Origin of the sequence: Pengzhenrongella sp. (genome assembly GCF_036565025.1) — a bacterium.
GTDB lineage: Bacteria > Actinomycetota > Actinomycetes > Actinomycetales > Cellulomonadaceae > Pengzhenrongella.
Window position 1 is genome coordinate 1 of the sequence record NZ_DATCNW010000233.1, and the last position, 24,266, is coordinate 24,266.

A 24,266-nucleotide genomic window follows, 5' to 3' on the forward strand; every position below is an offset into this window, starting at 1 on the left:
GGGCCGGCCGAGCGCGCCCACCGCTGCGCGGTCGACACCGAGCGGACGAGGCAGGCTCACGCTCGTCGAGCCCAAGGAATCGGCCACGGCTCGGCAGGACCGCGAGCGAGAACTGGCGCGCGCCGCTGCGCAGGCGAAGGCCCGGGAAGCGCTGGACCGTGCGCGGGCCGACCTGCAAGCAGCGCAGGAGCGCGAGCGGTCGGATCAGGAAGCCGAGGCCGACGCCGAGCAGAGCCTCCAGGAATGGTCGGGGATGACAGGCACGGTGCGCGAGGAGGTCGCGAGCCTCGAGAAGGAGCTGCGCAGGCTCGCCACCGCTCTCGAGCGCGGAAGGTCGCGGCTCAGCGAGGCCGAACATCACGAGGCGCACGCCGCGGCTGCGCTCACGACCATCCGAGGCGAGACGAGGGACGCGAGAGCCGCCGTCCGATCGGCGCGTACCGCCGTCGCGAAGAGCAGCCGGGCCCTCGAGCAGGCGAGCGGGGCGCCGGGGAGCACGTGAGGTCGTCCCGGTGCTCTGGGAGGATCGTCCGATGGAGATACGCCAGCTCAGGTGCTTCGTCGCGGTCGCTGAGCACCTGAACTTCGGGCGGGCCGCCTAGGCGCTGGACGTGGGACAACCGGGCGTGAGCCAGCAGGTCGCCCGGTTGGAGCGCGAGCTGGAGGTGCAGCTGTTCGACCGCTCCGCCCGATCGGTGCGGCTCACCGAGGCGGGTCAGCGGTTCCTGCCCGAGGCGCGCGCGGTCCTGGTGGCCCTGCAGCGTGCCCGGGCGTCCGCGGCCGGACCCGACGACGCGGGACCGGGTGCGAGCCGGCTCCGACTGGGAACCAGTTCCGGCCTGGGGGTTCGCCTGGAGGGCGTCCTGGAAGCGCTGCGGCGCGCGAATCCGGCGGCGGTCGTTCAACTGGACAGCGCATCCACCCGGGTGCGGCTCGAGCGCGTCCGGGCCGGCCAGCTCGACGCGGCGTTCGTGCGCGGTATCCAGGACTCCCCCGGGCTCGAGCTGGTCCCCGTCTGGCGGGACTCGCTGGTGGCGGTGCTGCCGGCGTCCCATCCACTGGCCGCCACGGGCGAGGTCGAGCTGTCTCGGCTCGCCACGGTGCCCCGGCGGCTCGTCTCGCGCACCCTGAACGCCCCGCTCGTGGACCTGGTGATGTCGGCTTGCGCCCGGAGCGGCTTCGAGCCGGTCCTGGGCCCCCGATCACAGACGCTGCAGGACACGCTGGCGGCGATCGGCACCGGACCGACCGCGTGGACCGTGCTCTACGCGTCGCACGCCCACGTGCTGCGCCCAACCCGGGTCGTCTTTCGCCCCTTCGCCGCACCCCGGCTGGTCATGACGACCGCACTGGCGGTACCGGCGGGAGCCACGACGCGATTGCTCGCCCCACTGTTGCGGGCCTGCGCCGAGGCCGCGGCCGACGATTGGTCATCGTGATCGCTGCACATCGCGATCCGGTCTGGTTCGCCGACGCCGGCTCGGATGGAATTGCCCCGGCGGCAACCAGTCGCCGGGCTACGAACGAGGGATTCATCATGCCGATCGTCACCGTCCTGCAGGGCCCCCGCGACGTCACGCTCAAGCGGGCGCTGGTCAAGGCCATCACCGACGCGTTCGTCGACAGCTACAAGATCGCGCCCGAGCAGGTCCAGGTCTGGATCCAGGAGACTCCCGCCGACAGCTGGGGCCAGGGTGGCAAGCTCAAGGCGGACTAGCAGCAGTCCTCGGGCACGACCGCTCTCGGCCGTGCCCGAGGGGCGTGCAACCCGCGACCGGGAAGCCGCGGCGGGTAGCCGTCCTCGACGGGACAAGCACCGATTTCATGCGCCGCTGATCGGTGTCGCGGATCGGTGTCGCGCGCGGCGTACGGCGGGGCGTACGGCGGGGCGTACGGCGGGGCGCCATCGTGCTGGCGCATTCGGCGCCCGGATCTGTTTCGAAGGGTGACTGACCTGCACGTTCACGGGCGATGTGCGCGAGGCCAGGAAGGTCCGGCTAGGTTGTCGGTGACCCACGAAAGGGGCTCACGATGCGCATCGCGATGGCGAGCGACCACGCCGGCCGGTCTCTCAAGGAGGAGATCAAGGTGCTGCTGCGCGCCGGTGGCCACGAGATCTCCGACTTCGGCACCGACACCGACGACCCGGCGGACCTGCCCGACCACGTCTACCCGGCAGCGCTCGCGGTCGCGCGGGGTGAGGCCGACCGCGGGATCTTCGTCGACGGCGTCGGCTACGGCAGCGCGATGATCGCGAACAAGATCGCCGGGATCTACGCGGCAGTGTGCCAGGACCCGTTCTGCGCCGAGCTCGCCAGGTCGCACTCGGACACGAACGTGCTGTGCCTCGGCGGCAAGATCATCGGCTCGGCGATCGCGCTGGAGATCGTCCGCGTGTGGATGGCCACGGACTGGCTCGGCGACGCCGACGGCGGCGAGAAGTACGCGCGGCGGGTCAACAAGGTCAAGGACATCGACGCCCGGCACCTGGTGCCGCTCGCCTGACCCGCCCGCCCCGGATTCGGCAGGATTGGCGCGCGGCGGCCGCGCCGTCTTCAAGAGAGGGACTCGTCGTCTTTTCAAGAGAGGGCCTCGTCGTCTTTTCAAGAGAAGAACTCGTCGTCTTTTCAAGAGAAGAACTCGTCGTCCGGAGACCTGGTCTTCCGGAGACGCCAGGATCAGCGACCGCGCGTTCGATCACGACGACGACCGATCGCCGCATGCCGATCGCCGCACGCCGCGACCCTCAACTGCGTCGCATCCCCGACACGAACCCCAACCCGCACCTCGACCTCGACCTACTCGAGCGGTCGGGAGCTCGGGGTTCACGCCGCGAGATGCGAGTTGTTGTCCTCGCTGAGCGACGTCGCTCTGGTGCTCCCTTGGTCCGTCGCTCCGTCGCTCCGTCGCTCCGTCGCTCCAGTGATCCAGTGATCCGGTGCTCTGGTGCGCCCCCGCTCCTCGCGCCGGTGCGCGAGTGATGCGTTGCTCCGGTGAGCGCGGCCGGCATGCCGTTCTCTCAGGCACAGATTCGCTCGCCGCGTGGCTCGACCCCCCTTGTCCGGGCCGGCGAAGCCCGCTGTGTCCCTTTTGGTGGTAATGACCGGTTCTTCATGATTTGCGTAGGTTTGTGATCGTTTCATCCCGAATGAGACATTCGACTCGGACTCAGGCGGCAGCCCGCCTGGATACACCGATGCACTCCGAACGTGGGCCCCATGGAGAGGGCCTTCCTGGTGGCCGTGGACCGCCGCGGCCGTCTCCTCGAGATCGGGAGCGGCCGCTCCCAGCCCGTGTGTCGACGCCGGGTGAACACTGACCTCGAATCAACTCGCCCGACAGGAGGAGTCAGTGTTCAACCGGCGTTGACACCGCGCCCGTGCGGCGAAATGAACGCGCACCGGAACGACACCGACGTCAGTGCAGCCCTCAGTGCAGCGAACGTGTACCCCTGGGGCAGATTCGCTGCACAGAGAGCTGCACTGAGCCTTGGGCGACGGCGCCGAACCGCCTCCCGCGACGCGGCACAGACCGTGTACCCCTGAGCAGGTTCGCTGCACCGAACGATGCCCCGACGCAGCACCGCGGCGCGTCAGGGCACGACCTGTCAGCCCGGTGCCGCGCGGGCCGCGCGCGGCGGGGCGGGGCGGTGCGTGCGCGGCGGGGCGGTGCGTGCGCGGCGGGGCAGGTCGGACGGTATCCAGTGCCCGATCCTGCCGCGCTGGTCGACGCCGCCCTCCAGGCGAGCCCGAGCTCAGGCGCGACACGCGACTGCTGGTCCAGAGGCCGCCGAGCCCCAGGGAGAAGGTCACGGACTCTGCTGAAACCGGTTGCGCCGCCGTCGAGCCACCAGCCTCGCGCGACGCGCCGACACCCGCGCCCAGACGGCTTGCTGGATCAGTAGCGTGACCCAGCCGGCGAGGGCCATCCCGGAGAGGTTGACCAGGAGTTGGAGCGAGCTGCCCCAGATCTCGTCCCGGAGCCCGAAGGCGATCCCGAGCGCCACGTTCCCGGCGGCCGGCACGGTCGTGACCGAGATGAACACGCCCGACAGGCCGCCGACCCGCGCCGAGGTGAGCGACAGGACGCCGGCCGCGGCCGCCACCACCGCGACGATGAAAGACCACTTGTCGGGCCGGTAGATGAACTCGGTGCCGGGCCGTGGTCCGGACACGTCGTCGAGCGTCACCCAGCCCAGCGCCCGCGCGAGAAGCGCAGCGGCGCAGGTCACCAGGATCGCCACCACGAAGCCGATCACCAACGTGCGGGACGCGAGCCGCAAGAGGCGGAACCGTCGACGGACGAGGGCGACGCCGAGAGCGGCGACCGCGCCGAACTCGGGGCCGAGCACCATCGCCCCGATCACCAGGATCTGGGAGTCCAGCACGATCGCGATCGCGGCGATCAGCGTCGCGAGGGACATGAAGCTGACGTACGTCCAGTTCAGCTCCGAGTCGCCATACGCCTGCTGGGTGACCTCTGCCCAGACCACCGAGTCGGCGCCGCTGCCGGGAGCGTGCCGCTCGGCGTCGTACCCGGTCTGCGACACCCAGGTGCGCACGGGCTCGACCTGGAGGGTTCCGACCTCGTGCACGCCGAGCGCGCGCAACCGGTCGATCACGCCGTCGGCGGCCTCCCTCGCGACGTCGGCGTGCACCAGGTCGCCGTCGGGCCGGATGGATGCGCCACGGATCCTCGCAAGGCTGCTCACCGCGGGGTCGTCGGACAGCACCTCGACGATGCCGTCGCTGAGGTCGGTCGGGACGGAGATCCGCAGGTGCAGCACACCGGCATTCTGGCCTGTCCGCGGCTGGGGCCGAGTCCGAGCACCTCGACTACCCGCTTGCGGCGTGTCAATGTCGAAACCGTCAGCCGGTGTCGCCGAGCCGGCGACGGCCGGCACGCGTGGCGAAGCCGTCAAGCGCGTCGAGCACCTCGCTCGCCTGCCAGAGGATGGATCGACGCCGCCCGCCGACCTCCGCCAGCGCGCCGATCTCAACCAGTCGACCGATGCCTTTCATCGCGTTCGTGTGCGAGATCCCCAGCTCGGCTGCGCAGCAGGGCGTGGACCAGAGCACGCCCGGTGCGACCGTTGCCGTCCGAGGACGGATGGATGGTCTCGAACTGGGCATGCGCGATGGCGGCGTGCGGCAGCACCGGGATGTCCTCACGTCGGCTCGGAGCGGACCACAGCTCCCGGTTCGACGACGGCCGTCCAGCGCCGGGACCTGCACCAACGCTCGCGATCGCGCACCAGATCTGCACGCTCGCGCACAGAATCTGCACCTCGCCTCCTGGCGTCGCACCGGACAGTGCTCCCCTTTGCTCCCTAACGTGACGCTCATGACCACACCCGGCGCGACACCGCCAGCGTCACCCTCCCCGTCGGAGCCCGTCCCGCCCGCCGCGCCCGTCCCGCCCAGCACGGGGCCCGTCCCGCCCAGCACGGCGCCCGTCCCGCCCGCCGCGCCCGTCCCGCCCAGCACGGCGCCGGTCCCGCCCGTCGCGCCACTCCCGCCCGTCGCGCCAGGGCGGCCCGCCACCGCGCCTGTCCTGCCCGCCGCCCCGAGCCCGACGGCGTGGGCACCGCCTCCCGCGCCCGGTGCCGCGTTCAGAGGGGGATCGACCGCGCTGGCGACCCGGCCCCCGGGACCGTTGACCGTCGCGTTGAAGACGTTCTGGGGCGAGCATGCCCGGATGGTCTCGCCCCGCGTGCTGGTGGCCTGTGCGGTGGTGGGCGTGACGGCCGGAGCGCTGCTGGTCGGCCATCGGCTCGGCCTCGGCGCGGCGCTCATCGGCCTGCTGCTCTGGATCCCCGCGGTCCCCGCGCTGCTGCGCCGGCGCGCGGTCGGGGACCTCATCACCGCTGCACTGTCCGTGGCGCTGCTCGCGATGGTCGCCCTGCGCGACGCCGGCTGGGTCGTCGCGCTGTGCGTGGCGACGGCGGCCGGGGCCGGCGCGGTTGCTGCGACATCTGCGCGGTCCGCCCCCGCCGTGCTGCTCAGCGCGGTGAGCTGGGCGGCGGGCGGCGGCCGAGCGGCGCGATCGGTCGCGCACGGGGCGGGGACGCTCGTCGGTCCGCGGCGCGCCCAGGTGATCCTGGCGCTGCGCAGCGTCGGGGTGACCATCGCGCTGCTCGCGGTCTTCGGTCTGCTGTTCGCCAGTGCCGACAAGGTCTTCGCCAGCTACCTGCCCACGGTGCACCTGAACCTGCTCCCGGCCCAGGTCGTGGTCGGCGCCCTGGTGGCGCTCGCCGCGGCGACCCTGGCCCACCTGGCGCTGGCACCTCCCGCGTGGTCGGACGCCAGGGTCCCGGCCGGACGATCCGCGCGGCTCGGTGAGTGGCTGCTCCCCGTGCTCGGCCTCGACGCCATGGTGTTCGCCTTCGTGCTCGTGCAGGTCAGCGCGCTGGTCGGCGGGAGCCGGTACGTGCTCGCGACCGCGGACCTGACCTATGCGGAGTACGCCCGCCAGGGGTTCGCACAGCTCGTGGTCGCGACAGCGCTCGCCCTGGCGGTGGTGGCCGTCGCCGCCCGCCGGGCGCCGCGCACGACCGAGCGCGAGCGGCTGGTCTCCCGCGCCGCGCTCGGCGCGCTGTGCCTGGGCACGCTGGGAGTCGTGGCCTCGGCGCTGCGCCGGATGGACCTGTACATCGGCGCGTACGGCCTGACCAGGCTTCGGCTGTTCGTCGTCCTGGTCGAGGTGGTGCTCGCCGTGGTCTTCGTCCTGGTGATCGTCGCAGGCGTGCGCTGGCGCGCGGGATGGCTGCCGCGCGCCGTCGTGCAGGTCGTGGCGGTGGCCATGATCGCGCTGGCCGCGGTGAACCCGGACGCGCAGATCGTCCGCTACAACGCGACCGCCGAGTTCGACTCCGCCCTCGACGTCAGCTACCTGCGGGGCCTGTCTGCCGACGCCGTGCCCGCGATCGACCGGCTGGACGAGCCGAACCGGTCGTGCCTGCTCTCGAGCGTCGACGCGAAGGAGTCCGGGGGCCTAGTCGCGTGGAACCTCGGCCGCAGCCGCGCGGAGCGCACGCTCGCCGAGTGGAGGTCGGCGGGAGCGGCAGATCCCGCGGGCTGCGCACCAGCCGCCGCGCTGAGCCGGTAGCCGACGGCGACGCCGGTTGCCGAGCCGATGCCGGTAGCCGAGGACGATCGGCGGTGGAATCGACCACGGCACGTCGACGTTCATACGGTGGGAGGTACACGATGAAGGGCGACCGCGTCGAGATAGTCGTTGACGCCGGCGGAACGACTCGCACCTACGAGATCAGTGCGACGCGCGCGGGTCGGCGGGTCGAGATCACCCACGGTCGCGGCATCGTGGAGGTCACCGAGAGCACGCGCGGCGGCACCGCGGTCCGGACCGCACGGTTCATGTCCGGCCGGGTGGTGGCCCTGGTGGAGCACCCGGCGCCCCGACCCGCCCAGGCCGACGACGCCGCGGTCCGGCACCTGCCGCACTCGGCGTGACACGCCTGCACGGCGCACCACCGGTTGGATAGCCTGGGCCGCTCTCGGCCGAGACGAAGCGGGGTACGCCCATGAACGAGCGTCCATCGATGCCACGACTGCTCGTCGTGGAGAACGACCCGGACAGCGGACTGCGGCGGCTGCACCCCTGGTTCGAGGCCGAGGGCCTCACCGTCGAGGTGCGTCCGGGCCTCCACGGTCTGCCCGCGAACCTCGACGGCTACGCGGGACTCGTCCTGCTCGGCGGCGGCCTGATGCCCGACGACGACGCCGCCGCGCCCTGGCTCGCCCGCGAGCGGGTCCTCGCCCGCGAGGCGATCGACGCGGACCTGCCCACGCTCGGCATCTGCCTGGGCGCCCAGCTGCTCGCGCTGGTCGACGCCGGGGACGTCCGGGCGAACCATGGCTCGCCGGAACGCGGCTCGACCGCGCTGACCTGCACCCCGGCCGCTCGCGAGGACGGCCTGTTCGGCGCCGTGCCCGAGTCGTTCCACGCGATCGAGAACCATCGGGACGTGATCGTGGCGCTGCCGCCGGGCGCCACGCTCCTCGCATCCAGCGCCGCCTGCCGCAACCAGGCGTTCCGGCTCGGCAGCCGCGTCTGGGGAGTCCAGTTCCACCCCGAGGTCGACGCCGCGCGCCTGACCCGCTGGGACTCCGCGGCGCTGGCCGCCGGCGGTTTCGACTCCGATGCCCTGGCCGCCACCGCTGCCGCCAACGAGCCGGACACGCAGCGCGCATGCCGCGAGCTGGCGCGGGCGTTCGCCGCCCAGGTCCGCGGTCAGCCCACGAAGTCGACGTACGCCGGGTCGTTGTCGGACAGCACCCGAAGCACGTTGCGGTAGCCCAGCTTCTCCAGGTCCGGCGCGGACCAGCCGCGGGCGGCGAGGACACCGAACAACCGCGGGTAGCCCGCGACGTCCTCCAGCCCGGCCGGCATCACGTCGCAGCCGTCGAAGTCGCCGCCCAGGCCGATGTGATCGACGCCGGCGACCTCGCGCGCATGGTCCACGTGGTCCGCCACGTCGTACACGGTCACCGGTGGGGCGGGTTCGGTGCGGTCCGAGGAGGACCAGGCATCGAACTCGGGCGAGAGGAAGTACGGCACGAACGTCACCATCTGCACGCCGCCGTTCACCGCAAGGCGCGCCAGCACGTCGTCGGGCACGTTGCGGGGGTGCGGGGACAGGGCCGCGCACGAGGAGTGGCTGAACATGATCGGCAGGGTGCTGACGTCCAGGGCGTCGCGCATCGTGTCCACCGAGACATGGGACAGGTCCACCATCACGCCCATCGCATTCATCCGCAGGACCATCTCGCGCCCGAGCTCGTTGAGCCCGTCGTGGCGCGCCTCGTCGGCCGCGGAGTCCGCCCAGCTCGTGGTGCTGTTCCAGGTCAGGGTCATGTAGCGGACCCCGAGGCGGGCGAGGGAGTCCAGCACCGCCGGGGAGTCGTTGATCTGGTGCCCGCCCTCGATGCCGATCAGCGAGGCGACCTGGCCCCTGGCCATCGCGGACCGGACGTCGTCGGCGGTCCGTGCGAGGGCGAGGTCGTCGCGGTAGCGGCGCGCCAGCCGGTACACGAAGTCGACCTGCTCCAGGGTGGCCTGGACCCCCTCGGCGCCCTCGAGGTCGGTGTGCGTCCAGGCCGACCAGAACTGCCCCGCGACGCCGCCCCGGCGCAGCCGCGGAATGTCGGTGTGCCCGACGCCGGTCTCCTGGTCGAGCCCGTCCACGGAGTAGTCGAACAGGGTCCGCCGCTCCCACGCGAGGTCGTTGTGCCCGTCGATGACGGGGATGCGCAGCTCCGGCCAACCGCCGTCGGGCATGGTCATGCCTCCAGCACCGGCAGCCGGCCGAGTCCGTCGGCGAGCGGGATGGCATTGAGCAGGCGGCGCGTGTACGCCTGCTGCGGGTCGTCCCACACCTGCGCCGTGGGTCCTTGCTCGACGACCCGGCCCGCGTTCATCACGAGCACCCGGTCCGCGATGAGCCGCACCACGGACAGGTCGTGACTGATGAACAACAACGACGCACCGGCCTCGAGCGCGACCCGGCGCATCAGGGTGGCGACCTTCGCCTGCAACGAGGCGTCCAGGGACGCGATCGGCTCGTCACCGATGAGCAGCTGCGGCCCGGTGGCCACCGCACGCGCGATGGCGATCCGTTGGCGCTGCCCCCCGGAGAACTGGTACGGGTACCCGGAGGCCGCATCCGCGGGGAGCTCCACCTGCTCGAACAGCTCGGCCACCGAGGGGGCCTGGCCGGGGTGGATCGCGCGGGCGTCCTCGATCTGCTGGCCGATCCGGCGGCGCGGGTTGAGCGAGGCGTACGGGTTCTGGAAGACCAGCTGGATGCGCAGCAGCTCCGTGCGGCGCCGGTGCAGCCCGAGCGGGCCGACCCGCATCCCACTGAAACGCACCTGCCCGGCGGCCGCCGGCACCAGGCCGCAGATCACCTTGGCGAGGGTGGACTTGCCGCACCCGGACTCCCCCACCAGGCCGACGACCTCGCCGCCGCCGACGGTCAGCGAGACGTCGTCGACCGCGGTGAGCACCCCACGTCCCGCCTGCTTGTACGTCACAGTCACATTGTCGACGACCAGCTCGTCGTCAGGCACTAGCACCTTGTCCACCAGCTCCGAGGGCATTGATCAGCCCACCTCCTTCGCGGCGAGGCTCGCCGCAGCGACACGGTCCGGCAGCGCGTCGATCAGCGACCGGGTGTACGGATGCGCCGGACGCTGGATGACGTCGGCGCGGTTGCCGAACTCGACGACCTTCCCGTGGCGCATGACCGCGATCTGGTCGGCGAGCGCGGACATCACGCCGAGGTCGTGCGTGATCAGCACGATGGTCAGGCCGAGGTTGTCGCACAAACCCCGGAGCAGGTGCAGTATGCCGGCCTGGACCGTGACGTCGAGCGCGGTGGTGGGCTCGTCGGCGACCAGCACCTTCGGCTCGCACGCGATAGCGCCCGCGATCGCGATGCGCTGCAACTGCCCGCCGCTGAACTGGTGCGGGTACTTGCGCAGCGCGCCCTCGGGGTCCGGCACGCGCACCTGCCTGAGCAGGTCCACCAGGCGCTCGCGCGCGCCGGACCTGCTCAGGCGCAGGTGATAGCGCACGTGGTCGGTGAGCTGCGTGCCGATGCTCATCATCGGGTGCAGGCTCGCCGCCGGGTCCTGGAACACCATCGCGATCTGGGCGCCGCGCAGCGCGTTGCGCTTCTTGTCCCCCAGCTCGAGCAGGTTCGCTCCGCCGTAACGGATCGCCCCGCCCAGCACCGCGCGCTCCGGTGGGAGTCCGATGATCGACATCCCGGTGAGGGTCTTCCCCGAGCCGGACTCCCCCGCCAGTCCGGTGATCCGGCCCGGCGCGACCTCCAGGTCGACGCCGTCCAGGATGCTGCGCCCGTCGATGGACAGGGTCAGGTCCTCGATGGACAGCCCCGCGGGGTCGCTCACAGCGCCTGCGCCCCGAGCCGGGTACGCGAACGCGGATCGAGGGCGTCCCGCAGCGCGTCCCCGATGAAGTTGAACGCGACCACGACGCTGAACACGGCGAGGCCCGGGAAGGTGGAGATCCACCACGCCGAGAAGTTGTGCATGCCCTCGGAGACCATCGAGCCCCACTCGGCCGTCGGCGGAACCACCCCGAGCCCGAGGAAGGACAGCCCGGACAGCAGCAGGATCGCCCCGCCGAGCTCGAGGGTCGCCAGCACCAGGATCGGCGAGAGCACATTCGGCACGATGTCGCGCCGCAGCGAGGTCAGCGGCCCGACGCCGAGCAGCCGACCGGCGACCACGAAGTCGCTGTTCTTGGTTCCCAGCACCAGCGAGCGCATCACCCGGGCGTACTGCGGCCAGCTGACCAGCAGCATCGCGACCACCGCGTTGACCAGGCTCGGCCCGAGCGCGGCGGCGATGACCATGGCCAGAATGATCGTCGGGAAGGCGAGCACCAGGTCCGTCACGCGCATGATCACCTCGTCGACGCCGCGGCCGAAGTACCCGGCGACGGCCCCCAGCGTCGAGCCGACCACGACCGAGCACGTCACGATCACCAGCGCGACCGGCAGCGAGATCCGCGCGCCGGCGATCACCCGGGACAGCACGTCCCGGCCGATCGTGTCGGTGCCGAACCAGTGCGCGGCGCTCGGCGCTTGCAGCCGCGGGCCGGCCTGCGCGAGCGGGTCCGACGGCGAGACGACGGGCGCGAGCAGCGCGAGCAGCACCCAGGCGAGCACGATGACAGCTCCCACCACGGTCAACGGCGAACGCCACTCGGGCGGCACGCGCAGCCGACGTCGGCCGGGCGGAGCCAGGGTTTCGGGGGTCATGCGAGCCTCACCCTCGGGTCGATCACGCCGTACAGCAGGTCGACCACGAAGTTCGCGGCGATGAAGACGGCCCCGACCACGATCCCGACGCCCATGACCGCCTGCAGGTCAAGGCTCGTGGTCGCCCGATACGCGTACTGGCCCATCCCGTTCCAGGCGAAGACGCTCTCGGTGAGCACCGAGCCGGACAGCAACGACCCGAACGTCAGGCCGGTCATGGTGAGCACGGGCAGCAGCGCGCCGCGCAGCACGTAGCCGAAGGTGACCCTCCGGCCCGGCAGCCCCTTGGCGCGGGCCGCGAGCACATACTCCTGGCCGGCGACCTCGAGGATCGCCGAGCGGGAGAACCGCACCAGCACCCCGACCGTGTACAGGGTCAGCACGCCGCCGGGCAGCACGAGGTGCCACAGCGCGTTGGCCAGCACGTCCCACTGCCCCGCCATCGCCGCATCCACGGTGTACATGCCGGTGACGTGCGGTGGCGGGGAGAACTGGGCGTCCAGCCGCCCCGAACCGGGCAGAGCGCCGAGCTTGTAGAAGAACAGGTAGAACGCGAGCGTCGCCAGCCAGAACGTCGGCAGCGAGATCCCGATCAGGCTGCCGACGCGGATCACCTTGTCCGCGAGCCGCTGGTGCCGCAGCGCGGCGACCAGCCCGAGCCCGACCCCGAGTAGCACGGAGAGGACCAGCACGAACGTGGCCAGCTCCATGGTCGCCGGGAAGGCCGACTGGAGGTCGACCAGCACCGGGTTGTGCGTCTGCGCGGACGTGCCCAGGTCGAGGTGGACCAGGCGCCGCAGGTACAGGCCGTACTGCACCGGCAGCGGCTGGTCGAGCCCCATGCGGTGCCGGGTGGCCTCGACGATCGCCGGGTTGTTCGACGCCTGCTCGCCGAGCACGGCCTGGACCGGGTCGGCGGGCACCAGGTTCGTCATGGTGAACGTGACCAGCGTGACGCCCCACAGCAGCAGGACGCTGATCGCCGAGCGCACCGCGACGTACCGGAGCAGGGGGCGCGCACCCCCGCTCCGGCGCCGGGTGTCGCTGGAGCTCACTTCACCGCGGTCAGGTCGATCGTGAAGATCGAGTTGTAGGCGACGCCGCTCAGGTCCTTCGCCGCGACGATCTGCGCGCCCGGCTGGTAGAGCGGGATGAACGGGCCCGTCTTGTTCAGCTCACGCTGGAGCTCCTGGTAGGCGGCGGCGCGGTCGCCCGTGGTCGCGGCCGACGTCGCGGCCTTGACGAACGGGGCGATCGCCGTCGCGCTGGCGCTCGAGCCGTCGTCGAGCCACGCCGCGCGCTTGGCGATGTTCTGCCCCGGCGCGAAGACGAGGTAGTCCGAGGCGTCCGGGAAGTCGGCGTACCAGTTGGCGATGCCGGCGGGGAACTTGCCGCCGCGGAACGTGTCGAGCATGGTCGCGCCGGGCATCGGGGACAGCTGGAGGTTGATGCCGACCTTCTTCAGGTCCGCCTGGATCTTCTGGGCCGCGGCGGCGAGCACGTCGCTGTCGCTGGAGAGCAGGAACTTCACCGGCTCGCCCCGGTAGCCGGTCTTGGCGAGGTCGACCTTGGCCGCCGCGGGATCGTAGCCCGCCGCCTCGTCGTCGGGCAGAGCGCCGGCGAACTGGGCGGGCACGAGGCCGGCGATCCGGTTCGACGCCGCCCCGGTGATCTTCACGAGCTCGTCGTAGTTGATGGCGTGCCGCACGGCGGCGGTGAACTGCGGATCGGCCGTCGCGCCGCCGAACTTCGGGTTGGTGTTGAACCACGCGAACACGGTGGTCGCGGACTTGCCCTCGGCGACCTGCGTCGTGCCGCCGTCGAGGCCGGCGGCCTCGTCGGACGGGATGTCCAGCGCGATCTGGCTCGAGCCGGCCTGGACGTTGACCTTCTGGGTGGAGGCGCTCACGTTCTGCACGACGACGCGGTCGAACGCGGGCTTGTGGCCGGAGTAATTCGCGTTGCGCGCGAGCGTGACGCGCGAGGTCATGTTCACCTCGTCCAGCTGGTACGCGCCGGAGCCGGCCGAGGTCTTGTTGAGGTAGGCCTCGGACTTGTCCGCGGCGTCGAGGGTGCCGCCGTTGTGCTCCACGACGGCCTTCTCGACGATGCCGAGCGAGGGGTTGGGCAGGATGCTCACGAGCGCCGGGTTCGCCACCGCGCTGGTGAGCGTCAGGCTCTTGTCGTCGACCTTCTTCACGGTGACGCCGTCGAGGAAGAAGGCCGGGTTCGCCTTGAGACCCTGCAGGCGCTGGTAGGAGAAAACGATGTCGTCCACGGTCACCGGCTTGCCGGAGCTGAACGTGTGCGCACCGTCGAGGGTCAGCGTAAGGACCTTGTTGTCCTTGGACATCGCGTAGTCGGTCACCGCCGGCACGACCGTGCCCAGGTCCGCGCCGTCGAAGTTGAGCGCGGTCTCGTAGACCTGCTTGACGAGCAGGCAGCTGGTCGCCTCGAAGCACCGCGCCGGATCGATGGTCTTGAGCTGGAAGACGTTGTCCACGACGAGGGTCTTGCTGGCCGAGCCCCCGCCGGACGCCTCACCCCCCGATCCGCAGGCGGCCAGCCCAAACAGGGCGACCACCGCAAAGGTCGAGGTCAGGCGCATGCGAGATGACCGGCTGCGGAGCATGGATCGAGTCCCCTGTCGCTTTGCGGGCTCGAGTGCGGCCCGGTGCGACGGATTGAACCACAGCCGCGTTTCCGAATCGGTTCACCCGCGTGACGCCCGGGCGCGTCTGCGATCAGCGCCGTTGCGCCGGCGGGGCGGTGGAGTCTCGGACGACCAGGGTCGTGGCGAGCTGGATGTGATGGGAGTCGGGTGCCTCGCCGCGGGCGAACTGGAGCAGGGTACGCAGGGCTACGCGGCCCATGTCGGCCAGCGGCTGGCGGACGGTGGTCAGCTGGGGAGCGGACCACAGGGCGAGCGAGGTGTCGTCGAAACCCACCACGCTCAGGTCCTGGGGAACCCGCACGCCCAGTCGCCGCGCGGCCTCGATGACCCCCAGGGCCGACGTGTCGCACCCGGCGAAGATCGCCGTCGGAGGCTGGTCGCGTTCGAGCAGGGCCCGACCCATGCGCAGGCCCGCCTCGTAGGTGAAGGACTCGTTCTTGATCAGGGTGACGTCGACGTCGATGCCCGCGATCTCGAGCGCGGCCCGATACCCGTGCTCGCGCTCGCGGTTGCACGCGGACTTCGGCCACCCACCGGCAAACGCGATGCGGGTGTGGCCCAGCGAGAGCAGGTGGTCGGTCGCCGAGACACCCCCCGCCCAGTTCGTCGCCCCGACGCTCGCCACGTCCTTGCGCTCGAGGTTGATCGGGTCGATGACGACGAGCGGCATTCCGGCCCGCCCGAACGAGGCGACCTGCGCCTCGGTCAGCTCGGACGTCACCACGATCAGGCCGCCGCGACCGTTCGCCACGAGGCTGCGGGCCCAGGCGTCGCCGTACGCGGCCGGTCCGACCACGCGCGGATCCGGCGGGCGGGCGATCACGACGTCGACCTCCAGCTCGGCCGCGGCCTCCACGACGCCCTCCAGCACCCGGGTCGAGTAGGGGTTCACCAGGCTGTCGAACGCGAGGTCCACGATCAGGCGCGTGCTCGAGATGCGCTTGGCGACCGTCGGGTGATAGCCGACCTCCTGCACGACGGCGAGCACCCGCTCGCGCGTCGCCGCAGCGACGTCGCTGCGGCCGTTGAGGACCTTCGAGACGGTGGCCTTCGAGACACCAGCCCGGGCGGCGACGTGCTCGAGGGTCCGTCGAGGTGTGACCGTGACCGTCATCGTCGATCCCTTCATTCGAAACAATTTCGTCGAGCTGACGGTACCAAAGTACTTGACGCGACCTCAATTGTGCCCTAATTTTCTGGCGCCAATCTGGCGGTGTTTCCGAAAAGTTTCGAGAGAAGGCAGAGCAATGAAGCTCACCAAGCTTCGACAGGCAACAGCCGCAGTCACGATCGCCACCCTGGCCACCGCGCTCGCCGCGTGCGGCTCGAGCGGGCCCACCTCCGGCGCCGCCGGCAGCGCAGGCGCGTCGGCGTGGGCCCTGACCGGCGGCGACGAGCAGACGTTCCGGACCTCGTTCGACGCCTGGAACAAGACCAACCCGACCGAGACGATCACCCCGACGTTCTTGTCGAACGACGCCTTCAAGCAGAAGGTCCGCACCGCGATCGGCGCGGGCAAGGGGCCCTCCCTGATCTATGGCTGGGGCGGCGGTATCCTCAAGGCCTACGTCGACGCCGGACAGGTCGCCGACCTCACCGACGACGTCAATGCCGACCCCGCGCTCAAGTCGCGCTTCTTGCCGTCGATCGCCGCCACCGGGATCATCGCCGGCAAGGTCTACGCGATCGGAAACAATGCGATGCAGCCCGTCGTCCTGTTCTACAACAAGGACGTCTTCACCAAGGCCGGCATCGAGCCGCCCACCACGTTCGACGGGCTGCTGGCCGTCATCCCGAAGCTCAAGGCCGCCGGCGTCGCGCCGCTCGCGCTCGGCGGGCAGAGCAAGTGGCCGGACCTCATGTGGGAGGAGTACCTGGTCGACCGCATCGGCGGTCCCGAGGTCTTCGACAAGATCGCGGCCAACAAGCCCGACGCGTGGTCGGACCCGGCGGTCCTCGAGGCCAACACGAAGATCCAGCAGCTCGTCGGCGCCGGCGCGTTCGTCAAGGGCTTCTCCTCGATCGCCGCCGACAGCGGCGCCGACCTCGCGCTGCTGTACACCGGCAAGGCCGCGATGCTGCTGCAGGGCAGCTGGAACTACCCGACGCTCAAGACCGCGAATCCCCAGTTCCTCAAGGACGGCAAGCTCGGCTTCATCCCGTTCCCGGCCGTCACCGGAGGAAAGGGCGACCCGAAGGACGTCGCCGGCAACCCGGCGAACTTCTGGTCCGTCTCGTCCAAGGCCAGCGCCGGGGAGAAGAAGGCCGCCCTGGACTACCTGAAGAAGGGCGTCATGAGTGACGACTACGTCGACGCCCTGCTCAAGGGCGGCGCCGTGCCTCCGGTCGCCGGCCTGCAGTCCAAGCTCGCCGCGACCCAGGACCCCCAGTGGCTCAGCTACGTGTACGCCCTCGCCCAGCAGGCGCCGCACTTCCAGCTCTCCTGGGACCAGGCGCTCTCCCCCGTCCAGGCGGACGCGCTGCTGACCAACCTCGACAAGCTGTTCCTCACCCAGATCACCCCCGAACAGTTCTCCACGGCGATGAACAAGACGGTCGGAAAATGACCACCGTCGACGTTCGGCGCAGCACTCCCCTCGTGGTGCCCCGTGCGGATCGGCCCCGCACGGGCCCCAGCGTCCTGCTGGCCCTGCCCGCTCTGGTGTTCTTCGCGGTCTTCGCCCTGGTGCCCCTCGGCGGCGTCGTCGTGCTGAGCCTGATGCGGTGGAACGGCCTGGACACCCCGACCTGGACGGGCCTGACGAACTGGACCCACACGCTGAGCGATCCGGGTACCCGCGGCGCACTGTGGCTGACGGTCAAGGTGATGGCACTGACCTGGATCGTGCAGACCCCGATCAGCCTGCTGCTCGGGGTGTTCACCGCCGGGACCCAGCGGTACCGGGCGGTGCTCGCCGTCCTGTACTTCCTGCCGCTGCTGCTCTCCTCGGCCGCGGTCGCCATCGCGTTCAAGTCGCTGCTCGACCCGAACTTCGGCGTGAGCCGCGCGTTCAACCTCCAGGCGCTCAGCCAGGACTACCTCGGGGACTCCCGGCTCGTGCTGTACGTGGTGGTGTTCGCCATCGCCTGGCAGTTCGTGCCGTTCCACTCCCTGCTCTACCAGGCGGGCGTGCGGCAGATCCCCGCGTCGCTGTACGAGGCCGCGTCCATCGACGGCGCGGGCCGCGTCACGCAGTTCCGGTTCATCACCCTCCCCCAGTTGCGCAACACGATCGTCACGTCCTCGACGCTGATGCTGATCGGCGCGCTGACCTACTTCGACCTGATCTTCGTGCTCACCGGCGGCGGCCCGGGCGACGCGACCCGGGTGCTGTCGCTGGACATGTACCTCACCGGCTTCTCCGCCAACGACATGGGCACGGCCAGCGCGCTGGCCGTGATCCTCGTCCTCGCGGGTCTCCTGCTGTCCTGGGGGATCACGAAGGCCACCGGATTCAGCCAGATGCGCAGCGAGCTCGAGGGGGCCTGATGTCCGCCACCACCCGCACCGAAACCCGCCGGCGCCCACGCGTCGTGCGCCCGAACGTCCTGGGAGCCCTCGGCGGCTACGTGTGGCTCGCCGTCATCATCCTGCCGATCTACTACATCGTGGTGACCAGCGTGCGCAGCCAGGCAGGATTCTTCGCCGGCAACCCGCTGGCGATCCCGACGGACGCCACGCTGGACAACTACCGGCTCGTCCTGGCGAACGACTTCACGCGGTACTTCCTCAACAGCGTCATCGTCACCGTCGCCACGGTCACCGTCACGGTGGTGGTCTCGTTCATGGCCGCGTTCACCATCGTGCGCGGCACCGGGCGCCTGCACCGGGCGACCTTCACCGTCTTCCTGCTCGGCCTGGCGATCCCGATCCAGGCGACCATCGTGCCGATCTACTACATGATCACCAGGGCGCACCTGTACGACACCCTGCTCGCGCTGATCCTGCCGTCCATCGCGTTCGCGATCCCGCTGACGGTGATCATCCTGGTGAACTTCCTGCGCGACGTCCCGAACGAGCTGTTCGAGTCGATGCGCCTCGACGGGGCCACCCACTGGCAGACCATGTGGCGGCTCGCCGTCCCGCTGGTGCGCCCTGCGGTCATCACGGTGGCCGTGTACGACGCGCTCAATGTCTGGAACGCCTTCCTGTTCCCGCTGATCCTGACCCAGAGCCCACAGAACCGGGTGCTGCCGCTCGCCCTGTGGTCCTTCCAGGGGCAGTTCACCGTCAACATCCCCGCGGTCCTCGCCGCGGTCATCCTGTCGACCCTGCCGATCCTGGTGGTCTACGTGCTGGGCCGCCGGCAGCTGGTCAGCGGCCTGACCGCGGGGTTCGGCAAGTGAACAATCATTCGAACAGGAGAACGATGAATACCCCGATCAGGTCTGCCGACGTGTGGACCGACCCGAGCAAGTCCCTCGACGAGCGCACGGACGCGCTGCTGGCCGAGCTGACGCTCGCCGAGAAGCTCGGCCAGCTGGGCAGCGCCTGGGTGGGCAACCTCGAGGTCAGCGGCAACGTCGCCCCGATGCAGGACGTCTGGGCGGCTGGCGCCGGCGAGTTCGCGCAGCTCGGCGCCGACGGGCTCGGGCACCTCACCCGCCCGTTCGGCACCCGGCCGCAGACGGTGGCCGAGGGCACCGCCCGGGTCGTCGAGCTCCAGCAGCGCGTCGTCGACGCCAGCCGCCTGGGCATCCCGGCGATCGTGCACGAGGAGTGCCTGACGGGGTTCACCACCCTGGGTGCCACGGTCTATCCGGCCGCGATCGCCTGGGCCGCCACCTGGTCCCCGGACCTGGTCGAGGAGATGGCCGCCGCGATCGGTTCGGACCTGGCCGCCGTCGGCGTCCACCAGGGACTGTCCCCCGTGCTCGACGTCGTGCGCGACTACCGGTGGGGGCGCGTCGAGGAGACCCTGGGTGAGGACCCGTACCTCGTCGCCATGCTCGCGACCGCGTACGTCAAGGGGCTCCAGGGCGCCGGCGTCATCGCGACCCTCAAGCACTTCGCCGGGTACTCCGCGTCGCGCGCCGCGCGCAACCACGCGCCCGTCACGATGGGCCCGCGCGAGCTGCGGGACATCATCCTCATCCCGTTCGAGACCGCGGTGCGCGAGGGCGGAGCACGGTCGGTGATGAACTCCTACGCGGACGTCGACGGCGTCCCGGCCGGCGCCGACGCCTCGTTGCTGACCGGGATCCTGCGCGACGAGTGGGGTTTCACCGGCACCGTCGTCTCGGACTACTGGTCGGTCGCGTTCCTGAGCACCATGCACCGCGTCGCCGCGTCGCTGCCGGAGGCGGGCGCGCTCGCGCTCACCGCCGGCATCGATGTCGAGCTGCCTGACACCCTCTGCTACGGGCCCGGGCTCCTCGAGCTGGTCCGCGCGGGCCGGGTGCCCGAGTCGGTCGTGGACACCGCGGCCCGCCGGGTGCTGCGCCAGAAGCTCGAGCTCGGCCTGCTCGACGACGAGTGGACGCCCGCCGGCGCCGTCGGCGCGGGCACCGGCCGCGACCTGGACTCCGCGGGCAACCGGGACATCGCCCGGCGGATGGCCGAGCGGTCGGTCGTGCTGCTCGCCAACGACGGCGTCCTGCCGCTCACCGCCCCGGCCGCCCTCGCCGTCGTCGGACCCTGCGCCGACGACGCGCTGGCGTTCATGGGCTGCTACTCCTATCCGAACCACGTCCTGCCGAAGTACCCCGAGCTGGGGATGGGCGTGCCGGCCGCCTCGCTGCTGGCCGCGCTGCGCAGCGAGTTTCCCGCGTCGAGGATCGCCGGTGCCCTCGGCGTGCCGGTTCGCGAGGTGGACCGCTCGGGGATCGCGGACGCGGTCGCGCTGGCACAGGGCGCCGAGCTGTGCCTCGCCGTCGTCGGCGACCGGGCCGGCCTGTTCGGGCGCGGGACCTCGGGTGAGGGCTGCGACGCCGAGGACCTCTCGCTGCCCGGGATCCAGGACGAGCTGGTCGAGGCGCTCATCGCGACCGGCACCCCGGTGGTCCTCGTCGTCGTCTCCGGCCGGCCCTACGCGCTGGGCCGCTATGCGGGCCGGGTAGCGGCGATGGTGCAGGCGTTCATGCCGGGCGAGGAGGGCGGCGGTGCGCTCGCGGGCGTGCTCAGCGGGCGTGTCACGCCCTCGGGCCGCCTCCCGGTCCAGGTCCCGGCGCTGCCGGGCGCCCAGCCGGGTACCTACCTCCAGCCCCCGCTCGGCCGGAGCTCGGACGGGATCTCCAACCTGGACCCCACACCCCTGTTCCCCTTCGGCCACGGGCTGTCGTACACGAGCTACGCGTACACCGACCTCGCCACCTCGGGCGCCGAGGTCGCGACCGACGGGGCCGTCGAGCTGAGCGTGACGGTCACCAACACCGGGGACCGCGCGGGCGAGGACGTGGTCCAGCTCTATGTGCACGACGACGTCGCATCCGTCGCCCGGCCGGTGCTCCAGCTCACTGGATTCGCCCGGGTGGCCCTCGACGCCGGTGCGAGCGCTCGCGTGACGTTCACGGTGCATGCGGACCGGCTGGCCTTCACCGGCGTCTCGATGGAGCGCATCGTCGAGCCGGGGACGGTCCAGCTCCTGGTGGGCGCGTCGGCCGACGACCTGCCGTGCGCCGCGACCGTCCGGTTCGTCGGCGAGGTGCGCCGGGTCGGGCACGACCGGGTCCTCACGACCCCGGTCACCGTCGTCCCGATCAGGGATATCTGAGGAGTAACCAGCGCACCCCTGGCAGGCTCAGCCGAGGCCGTCCGACGCCGTCCGCCACGCGCGGCGGACGGCGTCGGCGGCCTGCTGCGGGCCGACGGTCAGGATCGTCTGGTGGGCGAGCGCACGCCGCCACTGCGGATCGGTCGGCACCTCGTCGAACACCCAGTCCGGCGGTGGGCGCCCGAACGGTCCGAGCCGGACGAACACGTCGAGGGCGTCCGGGGTGATCATCCCGCTCGCGCTCAGCGCCCAGAGGTCGAACAGATCTCGTGGTGCCCGGCGATCGATCCAGGCGGACAGCTTGGCGGCGGCGAACCCGGCAGCGGTCAGGGTCCGCATCCTCGCCGGCGGCGCGTCGGAGTAGCGCTGCTCGAGGTCCACGACCTCCGTCGGCCACGAGTAGCCGTCGCCGCTGAGCAGCTGGACCTGGACCCCGATCCCTGCCGGAACCGACAGGACCGCGGGCTCGCTCCCGCTGGTGGCGGTGAGCGACGGCCGCCAGGTCGGTCGTCCGTGGCTGCGCGCGAGCCCGCGGGCGACCGCCAGCTCGATGCGCTGCGCCACCTCGCCGCGCGGTGCCAGCGCGATGAGGTCGATGTCCTCGCTCAGTCGCCCGGCGATGAGGTGGGTGCGCGACAGCGCGGTTCCGCCGAAGAAGACGACGTCGTCGGACGGCACCGCGGACGCGATGGCCGCCAGAATGTGGGAGATGAGGTGATCCCTGCGGACCTGTTCGATGTCGACCCCGAAGGACGCGCCGACCGCAGCGAGCTCGGCACGCTGGTCGACGGGAGGCCGCTCGCGCGATCGAGGGCTCATGCGCGTGCCCGCACCCGCTCGAGGGTGGCCCGCATCCGCTGACGCGCGGCGAGCTCGTCGAGCAGATCCTGGTCGCAGCCCGCCCACATCGCGTCGATCGCCTGGCGGGCATCGAGGTCGACGCCGCCCGGGTCCCGGTGCGCGAGATCCAGCACGGTCTGCTCCGGGGTCGTGACCAGCGCCGGGCCGAGGTCGTTCGTGATCAGCTCGGCGTCCAGCGCCGCGACGTCGCGCGTCACGAAGCGAACCATGCCGTCGCGGTCGGCCAGCCGGATCGGGCGGTGCTGGGCGGGCACGGCGACGTACGCCTCGCCGATCGCCCGCGGCAGGGCCCGGTGCAGGCGAGCCGCGGTCAGGCCGGTGAGCACCGGCACCCGGTCCCCGTAGGCCGCGGTGGCGATCCCGGCCGCGGCCGCCTCGATCGTCGGCCGCCAGGCCTGCGCGTCGAACTCGGCCGGCACGGCACAGTAGAAACCGTGCGCGAGGCGGTGCAGCAGGCCGCGCCGCACGAGCTCGCGGGCTTCCTTGTGCGGGTTCGCATACACGGCCGCGAGGTCGCCGGTGCGAATGGTCCGCAGCGGCGCGCGCGCGACCAGTTGCCGGACATCGCTCACGATTCCTCCTTTGCTATGCAAAACCTACCCCGCCAGGGGCGTATCTGCATAGTAAAGAGATCCAGGGCCACACGCCAGCGGCACTACCTCGCGAGCAGCAGCCGGGTCCAGGCGTCCGTGAGCCACGCCGCGAACTGAGCGGGGGTCCAGCCGCGGTCACGGACCAGGAGCACCCAGTATTCGGCGGCGTTCATGCTCCAGATGATGTCCGCGACCTGGTCGTCGGACAGGTCGTCGCGGAGCTCGCCGGTCGCGCGCAGGTCGGCGGCGAAGGTGCGCATGTTGGTGGCGCGCCTCTTGGCGATCTCGGCCATCAGGGAAGCGCACTCCTGGTCGGTGGTTGCCGCGTCGCGCAACGCCAGGAAGACGGGCGCCAAGCGCTGCTGAATGCCCGTGATCGCCTGGGCGTAGATGGCGATCTTGTCACCCGCGGAGCTGGCCGCGCGGATCCGGATGACGTAGGTGCGCTGCTCGGCGGGTATTGCCTGTTCGGTGCCCGAGATCGCGGTCTCGACGAGCTCGCGCAGCAGCGCGGGTTTGCGTCCCACCGACGCGTAGACGGTATCGACCGAGACCCGGGCCCTGGTCGCGATCTCCACGACGGTGGTGGCGCTGTAGCCGTTGGCCACGAACAGCTCCGTGGCCGCGGCGAGCACCGCGTGGCGGGTCGCTATCGCCTGCTCGCCTCGGCGCGGCGAGTGGTACGGGCGCCTGCCGCTGGATTGGTCCTTGACGTCATCCTTCATCGGTCGTACCGTCACCTTATTCATCCGATGCTGATTCGGATCAACTGTACCAGGAGGCCGGTGTCATGGTTTACGCCTACATCCAGGACGTTCCGATCGATGAGGCGACGTACCGCCGCATCATCGACGGACTCGGGCCCGAACCGTTGCCCGGCGCGCTCCTGCACCTGTGCGTCCGAGAGCCCGACGGCCGGTTGCGGTACATCGATGTCTGGGAGTCCGAACAGGCATGCGCGCAGGCATTCGACGATCGGATCCACCCGGCGGTCGATGCCGCGTTGGGCGGCGAACGACCCGGGAGCGAGCCCGAGGTGCACCGCCTCGACGTCCTGCACGCCAGCGGCGCGCTGCTGGACACGAGCTGGTCATGACGGTCTCCGGCCCGGTCGCCTCACCGGCGGCGCCCCACCGGCTCGGTGCGCGGGTGTTCCGCCTCCCCCCACCGCTGTACTACGGCGCGGCGTTCGCGGCAGGCATTGCGCTTCGCGGTGCGAGCGTGCCGCTCGCGATCGGCGGTGCGCGGGGCGCGGCCGTGGCGGTCGGCGTGCCCTTCGTCGTCGCGGGAGCGGCGCTGGCCCTCGCCGCTGTCACGGGAGTCGTGCGGCACCGGACGACGATCGTGCCGCACCACGAGGTGTCCGCGCTCGTCACGACCGGCGCCTACCGAATCTCGCGCAACCCGATGTACACGGCACTGGCCATCGCCTACCTCGGCAGCGCTCTGCTCGTCGGCTCGTGGTGGCCGCTCGCGACCCTGCCGTTCGCGCTGCTCGCGGTGCGTCGCGTCGTCATCGAGCCCGAGGAACGCTACCTCGCCGGCCGGTTCGGCCAGGCGTACGCCGACTACCGCGCGCGGGTCCGGCGCTGGCTCTAGCCACGCGCGCTGCT

The 24,266-nt window shown here is 71.3% G+C and carries 25 protein-coding genes and 1 pseudogene; 13 read left to right on the forward strand and 13 right to left on the reverse strand.

Going from position 1 to position 24,266, the window contains the following annotated elements:
* The 4 genes from VIM26_RS13715 to VIM26_RS13730 all read left to right on the forward strand — a co-directional run.
* A partial coding sequence (locus VIM26_RS13715; RefSeq protein ID WP_414696487.1) for a hypothetical protein occupies positions 1-502 on the forward strand: 502 nt, incomplete at its 5' end.
* A gap of 109 nt (positions 503-611) precedes the next feature.
* On the forward strand, positions 612-1,439 hold the full coding sequence (locus tag VIM26_RS13720; RefSeq protein WP_331952088.1) for a LysR family transcriptional regulator: 828 nt from the start codon (positions 612-614) through the stop codon (positions 1,437-1,439).
* A 98-nt stretch (positions 1,440-1,537) separates the two neighbouring features.
* A complete protein-coding gene (locus VIM26_RS13725; RefSeq protein WP_331952090.1) occupies positions 1,538-1,717 on the forward strand; it encodes a tautomerase family protein in 180 nt (59 codons plus the stop codon).
* 314 nt (positions 1,718-2,031) lie between these two features.
* The gene (locus VIM26_RS13730; protein ID WP_331952092.1) at positions 2,032-2,505 is read left to right on the forward strand and encodes an RpiB/LacA/LacB family sugar-phosphate isomerase; all 474 of its coding nucleotides are present in this window, start codon (positions 2,032-2,034) and stop codon (positions 2,503-2,505) included.
* A gap of 1,303 nt (positions 2,506-3,808) precedes the next feature.
* Here the strand turns inward: VIM26_RS13730 and VIM26_RS13735 are convergent.
* From VIM26_RS13735 to VIM26_RS13745, 3 genes and pseudogenes are all read right to left on the reverse strand, one after another.
* Positions 3,809-4,786 carry a DUF389 domain-containing protein gene (locus tag VIM26_RS13735; protein ID WP_331952094.1) on the reverse strand — a complete coding sequence of 326 codons (978 nt, stop codon included), beginning with the start codon at positions 4,784-4,786 and terminating at the stop codon, positions 3,809-3,811.
* Positions 4,787-4,868: 82 nt separating this feature from the next.
* Positions 4,869-5,021, reverse strand: a complete 153-nt coding sequence (locus VIM26_RS13740; protein ID WP_331952096.1) for a hypothetical protein — start codon at positions 5,019-5,021, stop codon at positions 4,869-4,871.
* Between the two features lie 25 nt (positions 5,022-5,046).
* Positions 5,047-5,172: pseudogene (locus VIM26_RS13745) on the reverse strand (Fic family protein); the annotation flags it as partial.
* A 171-nt stretch (positions 5,173-5,343) separates the two neighbouring features.
* Between VIM26_RS13745 and VIM26_RS13750 the strand changes: the two are divergent.
* From VIM26_RS13750 to VIM26_RS13760, 3 genes are all read left to right on the forward strand, one after another.
* Positions 5,344-7,107, forward strand: a complete 1,764-nt coding sequence (locus VIM26_RS13750) for a DUF4173 domain-containing protein (protein WP_331952098.1) — start codon at positions 5,344-5,346, stop codon at positions 7,105-7,107.
* 101 nt (positions 7,108-7,208) lie between these two features.
* The gene (locus VIM26_RS13755) at positions 7,209-7,472 is read left to right on the forward strand and encodes a hypothetical protein (RefSeq protein ID WP_331952100.1); all 264 of its coding nucleotides are present in this window, start codon (positions 7,209-7,211) and stop codon (positions 7,470-7,472) included.
* 89 nt (positions 7,473-7,561) lie between these two features.
* Entirely contained in the window at positions 7,562-8,317 is a 756-nt protein-coding gene (locus tag VIM26_RS13760) for a type 1 glutamine amidotransferase (protein ID WP_331952101.1), read from the forward strand.
* Here the strand turns inward: VIM26_RS13760 and VIM26_RS13765 are convergent.
* The 7 genes from VIM26_RS13765 to VIM26_RS13795 all read right to left on the reverse strand — a co-directional run bounded on the left by VIM26_RS13765 (position 8,254) and on the right by VIM26_RS13795 (position 15,600).
* Positions 8,254-9,306: a dipeptidase gene (locus VIM26_RS13765; RefSeq protein WP_331952103.1), complete on the reverse strand. Its 1,053-nt coding sequence runs from the start codon at positions 9,304-9,306 to the stop codon at positions 8,254-8,256. The two genes, VIM26_RS13760 and VIM26_RS13765, sit on opposite strands and share 64 nt — an antisense overlap.
* Positions 9,303-10,121 (reverse strand): ABC transporter ATP-binding protein, encoded by an 819-nt coding sequence (locus VIM26_RS13770; RefSeq protein ID WP_331952105.1) that lies wholly within the window; start codon positions 10,119-10,121, stop codon positions 9,303-9,305. Before VIM26_RS13770 ends, VIM26_RS13765 begins: the two co-directional genes overlap by 4 nt.
* Before the next feature lie 3 nt (positions 10,122-10,124).
* Positions 10,125-10,937 (reverse strand): ABC transporter ATP-binding protein, encoded by an 813-nt coding sequence (locus VIM26_RS13775; RefSeq protein WP_331952107.1) that lies wholly within the window; start codon positions 10,935-10,937, stop codon positions 10,125-10,127.
* Positions 10,934-11,812 carry an ABC transporter permease gene (locus VIM26_RS13780; RefSeq protein WP_331952109.1) on the reverse strand — a complete coding sequence of 293 codons (879 nt, stop codon included), beginning with the start codon at positions 11,810-11,812 and terminating at the stop codon, positions 10,934-10,936. Before VIM26_RS13780 ends, VIM26_RS13775 begins: the two co-directional genes overlap by 4 nt.
* Positions 11,809-12,867 (reverse strand): ABC transporter permease, encoded by a 1,059-nt coding sequence (locus VIM26_RS13785; protein WP_331952110.1) that lies wholly within the window; start codon positions 12,865-12,867, stop codon positions 11,809-11,811. Before VIM26_RS13785 ends, VIM26_RS13780 begins: the two co-directional genes overlap by 4 nt.
* The gene (locus VIM26_RS13790) at positions 12,864-14,420 is read right to left on the reverse strand and encodes an ABC transporter substrate-binding protein (RefSeq protein ID WP_331952111.1); all 1,557 of its coding nucleotides are present in this window, start codon (positions 14,418-14,420) and stop codon (positions 12,864-12,866) included. The genes VIM26_RS13785 and VIM26_RS13790 overlap by 4 nt, the downstream gene beginning before the upstream one ends.
* A gap of 136 nt (positions 14,421-14,556) precedes the next feature.
* Entirely contained in the window at positions 14,557-15,600 is a 1,044-nt protein-coding gene (locus VIM26_RS13795) for a LacI family DNA-binding transcriptional regulator (protein ID WP_331952113.1), read from the reverse strand.
* Between the two features lie 133 nt (positions 15,601-15,733).
* On the opposite strand from VIM26_RS13795, the gene VIM26_RS13800 reads away from it, so the two are divergent.
* From VIM26_RS13800 to VIM26_RS13815, 4 genes are read left to right on the forward strand one after another with little or no spacing between them, the layout of a single operon-like run.
* Positions 15,734-17,053, forward strand: coding sequence for an extracellular solute-binding protein (locus tag VIM26_RS13800; RefSeq protein ID WP_331952115.1), 1,320 nt, complete (start codon positions 15,734-15,736; stop codon positions 17,051-17,053).
* The gene (locus VIM26_RS13805) at positions 17,050-17,976 is read left to right on the forward strand and encodes a sugar ABC transporter permease (RefSeq protein WP_331952117.1); all 927 of its coding nucleotides are present in this window, start codon (positions 17,050-17,052) and stop codon (positions 17,974-17,976) included. Before VIM26_RS13800 ends, VIM26_RS13805 begins: the two co-directional genes overlap by 4 nt.
* Positions 17,976-18,833, forward strand: coding sequence for a carbohydrate ABC transporter permease (locus VIM26_RS13810; RefSeq protein WP_331952119.1), 858 nt, complete (start codon positions 17,976-17,978; stop codon positions 18,831-18,833). Before VIM26_RS13805 ends, VIM26_RS13810 begins: the two co-directional genes overlap by 1 nt.
* A 23-nt stretch (positions 18,834-18,856) precedes the next feature.
* Positions 18,857-21,199 (forward strand): glycoside hydrolase family 3 N-terminal domain-containing protein, encoded by a 2,343-nt coding sequence (locus VIM26_RS13815; RefSeq protein ID WP_331952121.1) that lies wholly within the window; start codon positions 18,857-18,859, stop codon positions 21,197-21,199.
* Positions 21,200-21,226: 27 nt separating this feature from the next.
* Here VIM26_RS13815 and VIM26_RS13820 read toward each other — a convergent pair whose 3' ends face one another.
* From VIM26_RS13820 to VIM26_RS13830, 3 genes are all read right to left on the reverse strand, one after another.
* Entirely contained in the window at positions 21,227-22,018 is a 792-nt protein-coding gene (locus VIM26_RS13820; protein ID WP_331952123.1) for a nucleotidyl transferase AbiEii/AbiGii toxin family protein, read from the reverse strand.
* Positions 22,015-22,632, reverse strand: coding sequence for a type IV toxin-antitoxin system AbiEi family antitoxin domain-containing protein (locus VIM26_RS13825; RefSeq protein ID WP_331952125.1), 618 nt, complete (start codon positions 22,630-22,632; stop codon positions 22,015-22,017). The genes VIM26_RS13820 and VIM26_RS13825 overlap by 4 nt, the downstream gene beginning before the upstream one ends.
* Positions 22,633-22,715: 83 nt before the next feature.
* Positions 22,716-23,378: a helix-turn-helix domain-containing protein gene (locus VIM26_RS13830; protein ID WP_331952127.1), complete on the reverse strand. Its 663-nt coding sequence runs from the start codon at positions 23,376-23,378 to the stop codon at positions 22,716-22,718.
* Positions 23,379-23,443: 65 nt separating this feature from the next.
* Between VIM26_RS13830 and VIM26_RS13835 the strand changes: the two genes are divergently transcribed.
* Positions 23,444-23,749: a hypothetical protein gene (locus VIM26_RS13835; protein ID WP_331952129.1), complete on the forward strand. Its 306-nt coding sequence runs from the start codon at positions 23,444-23,446 to the stop codon at positions 23,747-23,749.
* On the forward strand, positions 23,746-24,252 hold the full coding sequence (locus tag VIM26_RS13840; RefSeq protein ID WP_331952131.1) for an isoprenylcysteine carboxylmethyltransferase family protein: 507 nt from the start codon (positions 23,746-23,748) through the stop codon (positions 24,250-24,252). The genes VIM26_RS13835 and VIM26_RS13840 overlap by 4 nt, the downstream gene beginning before the upstream one ends.
* The last annotated feature ends 14 nt before the right edge of the window (positions 24,253-24,266 follow it).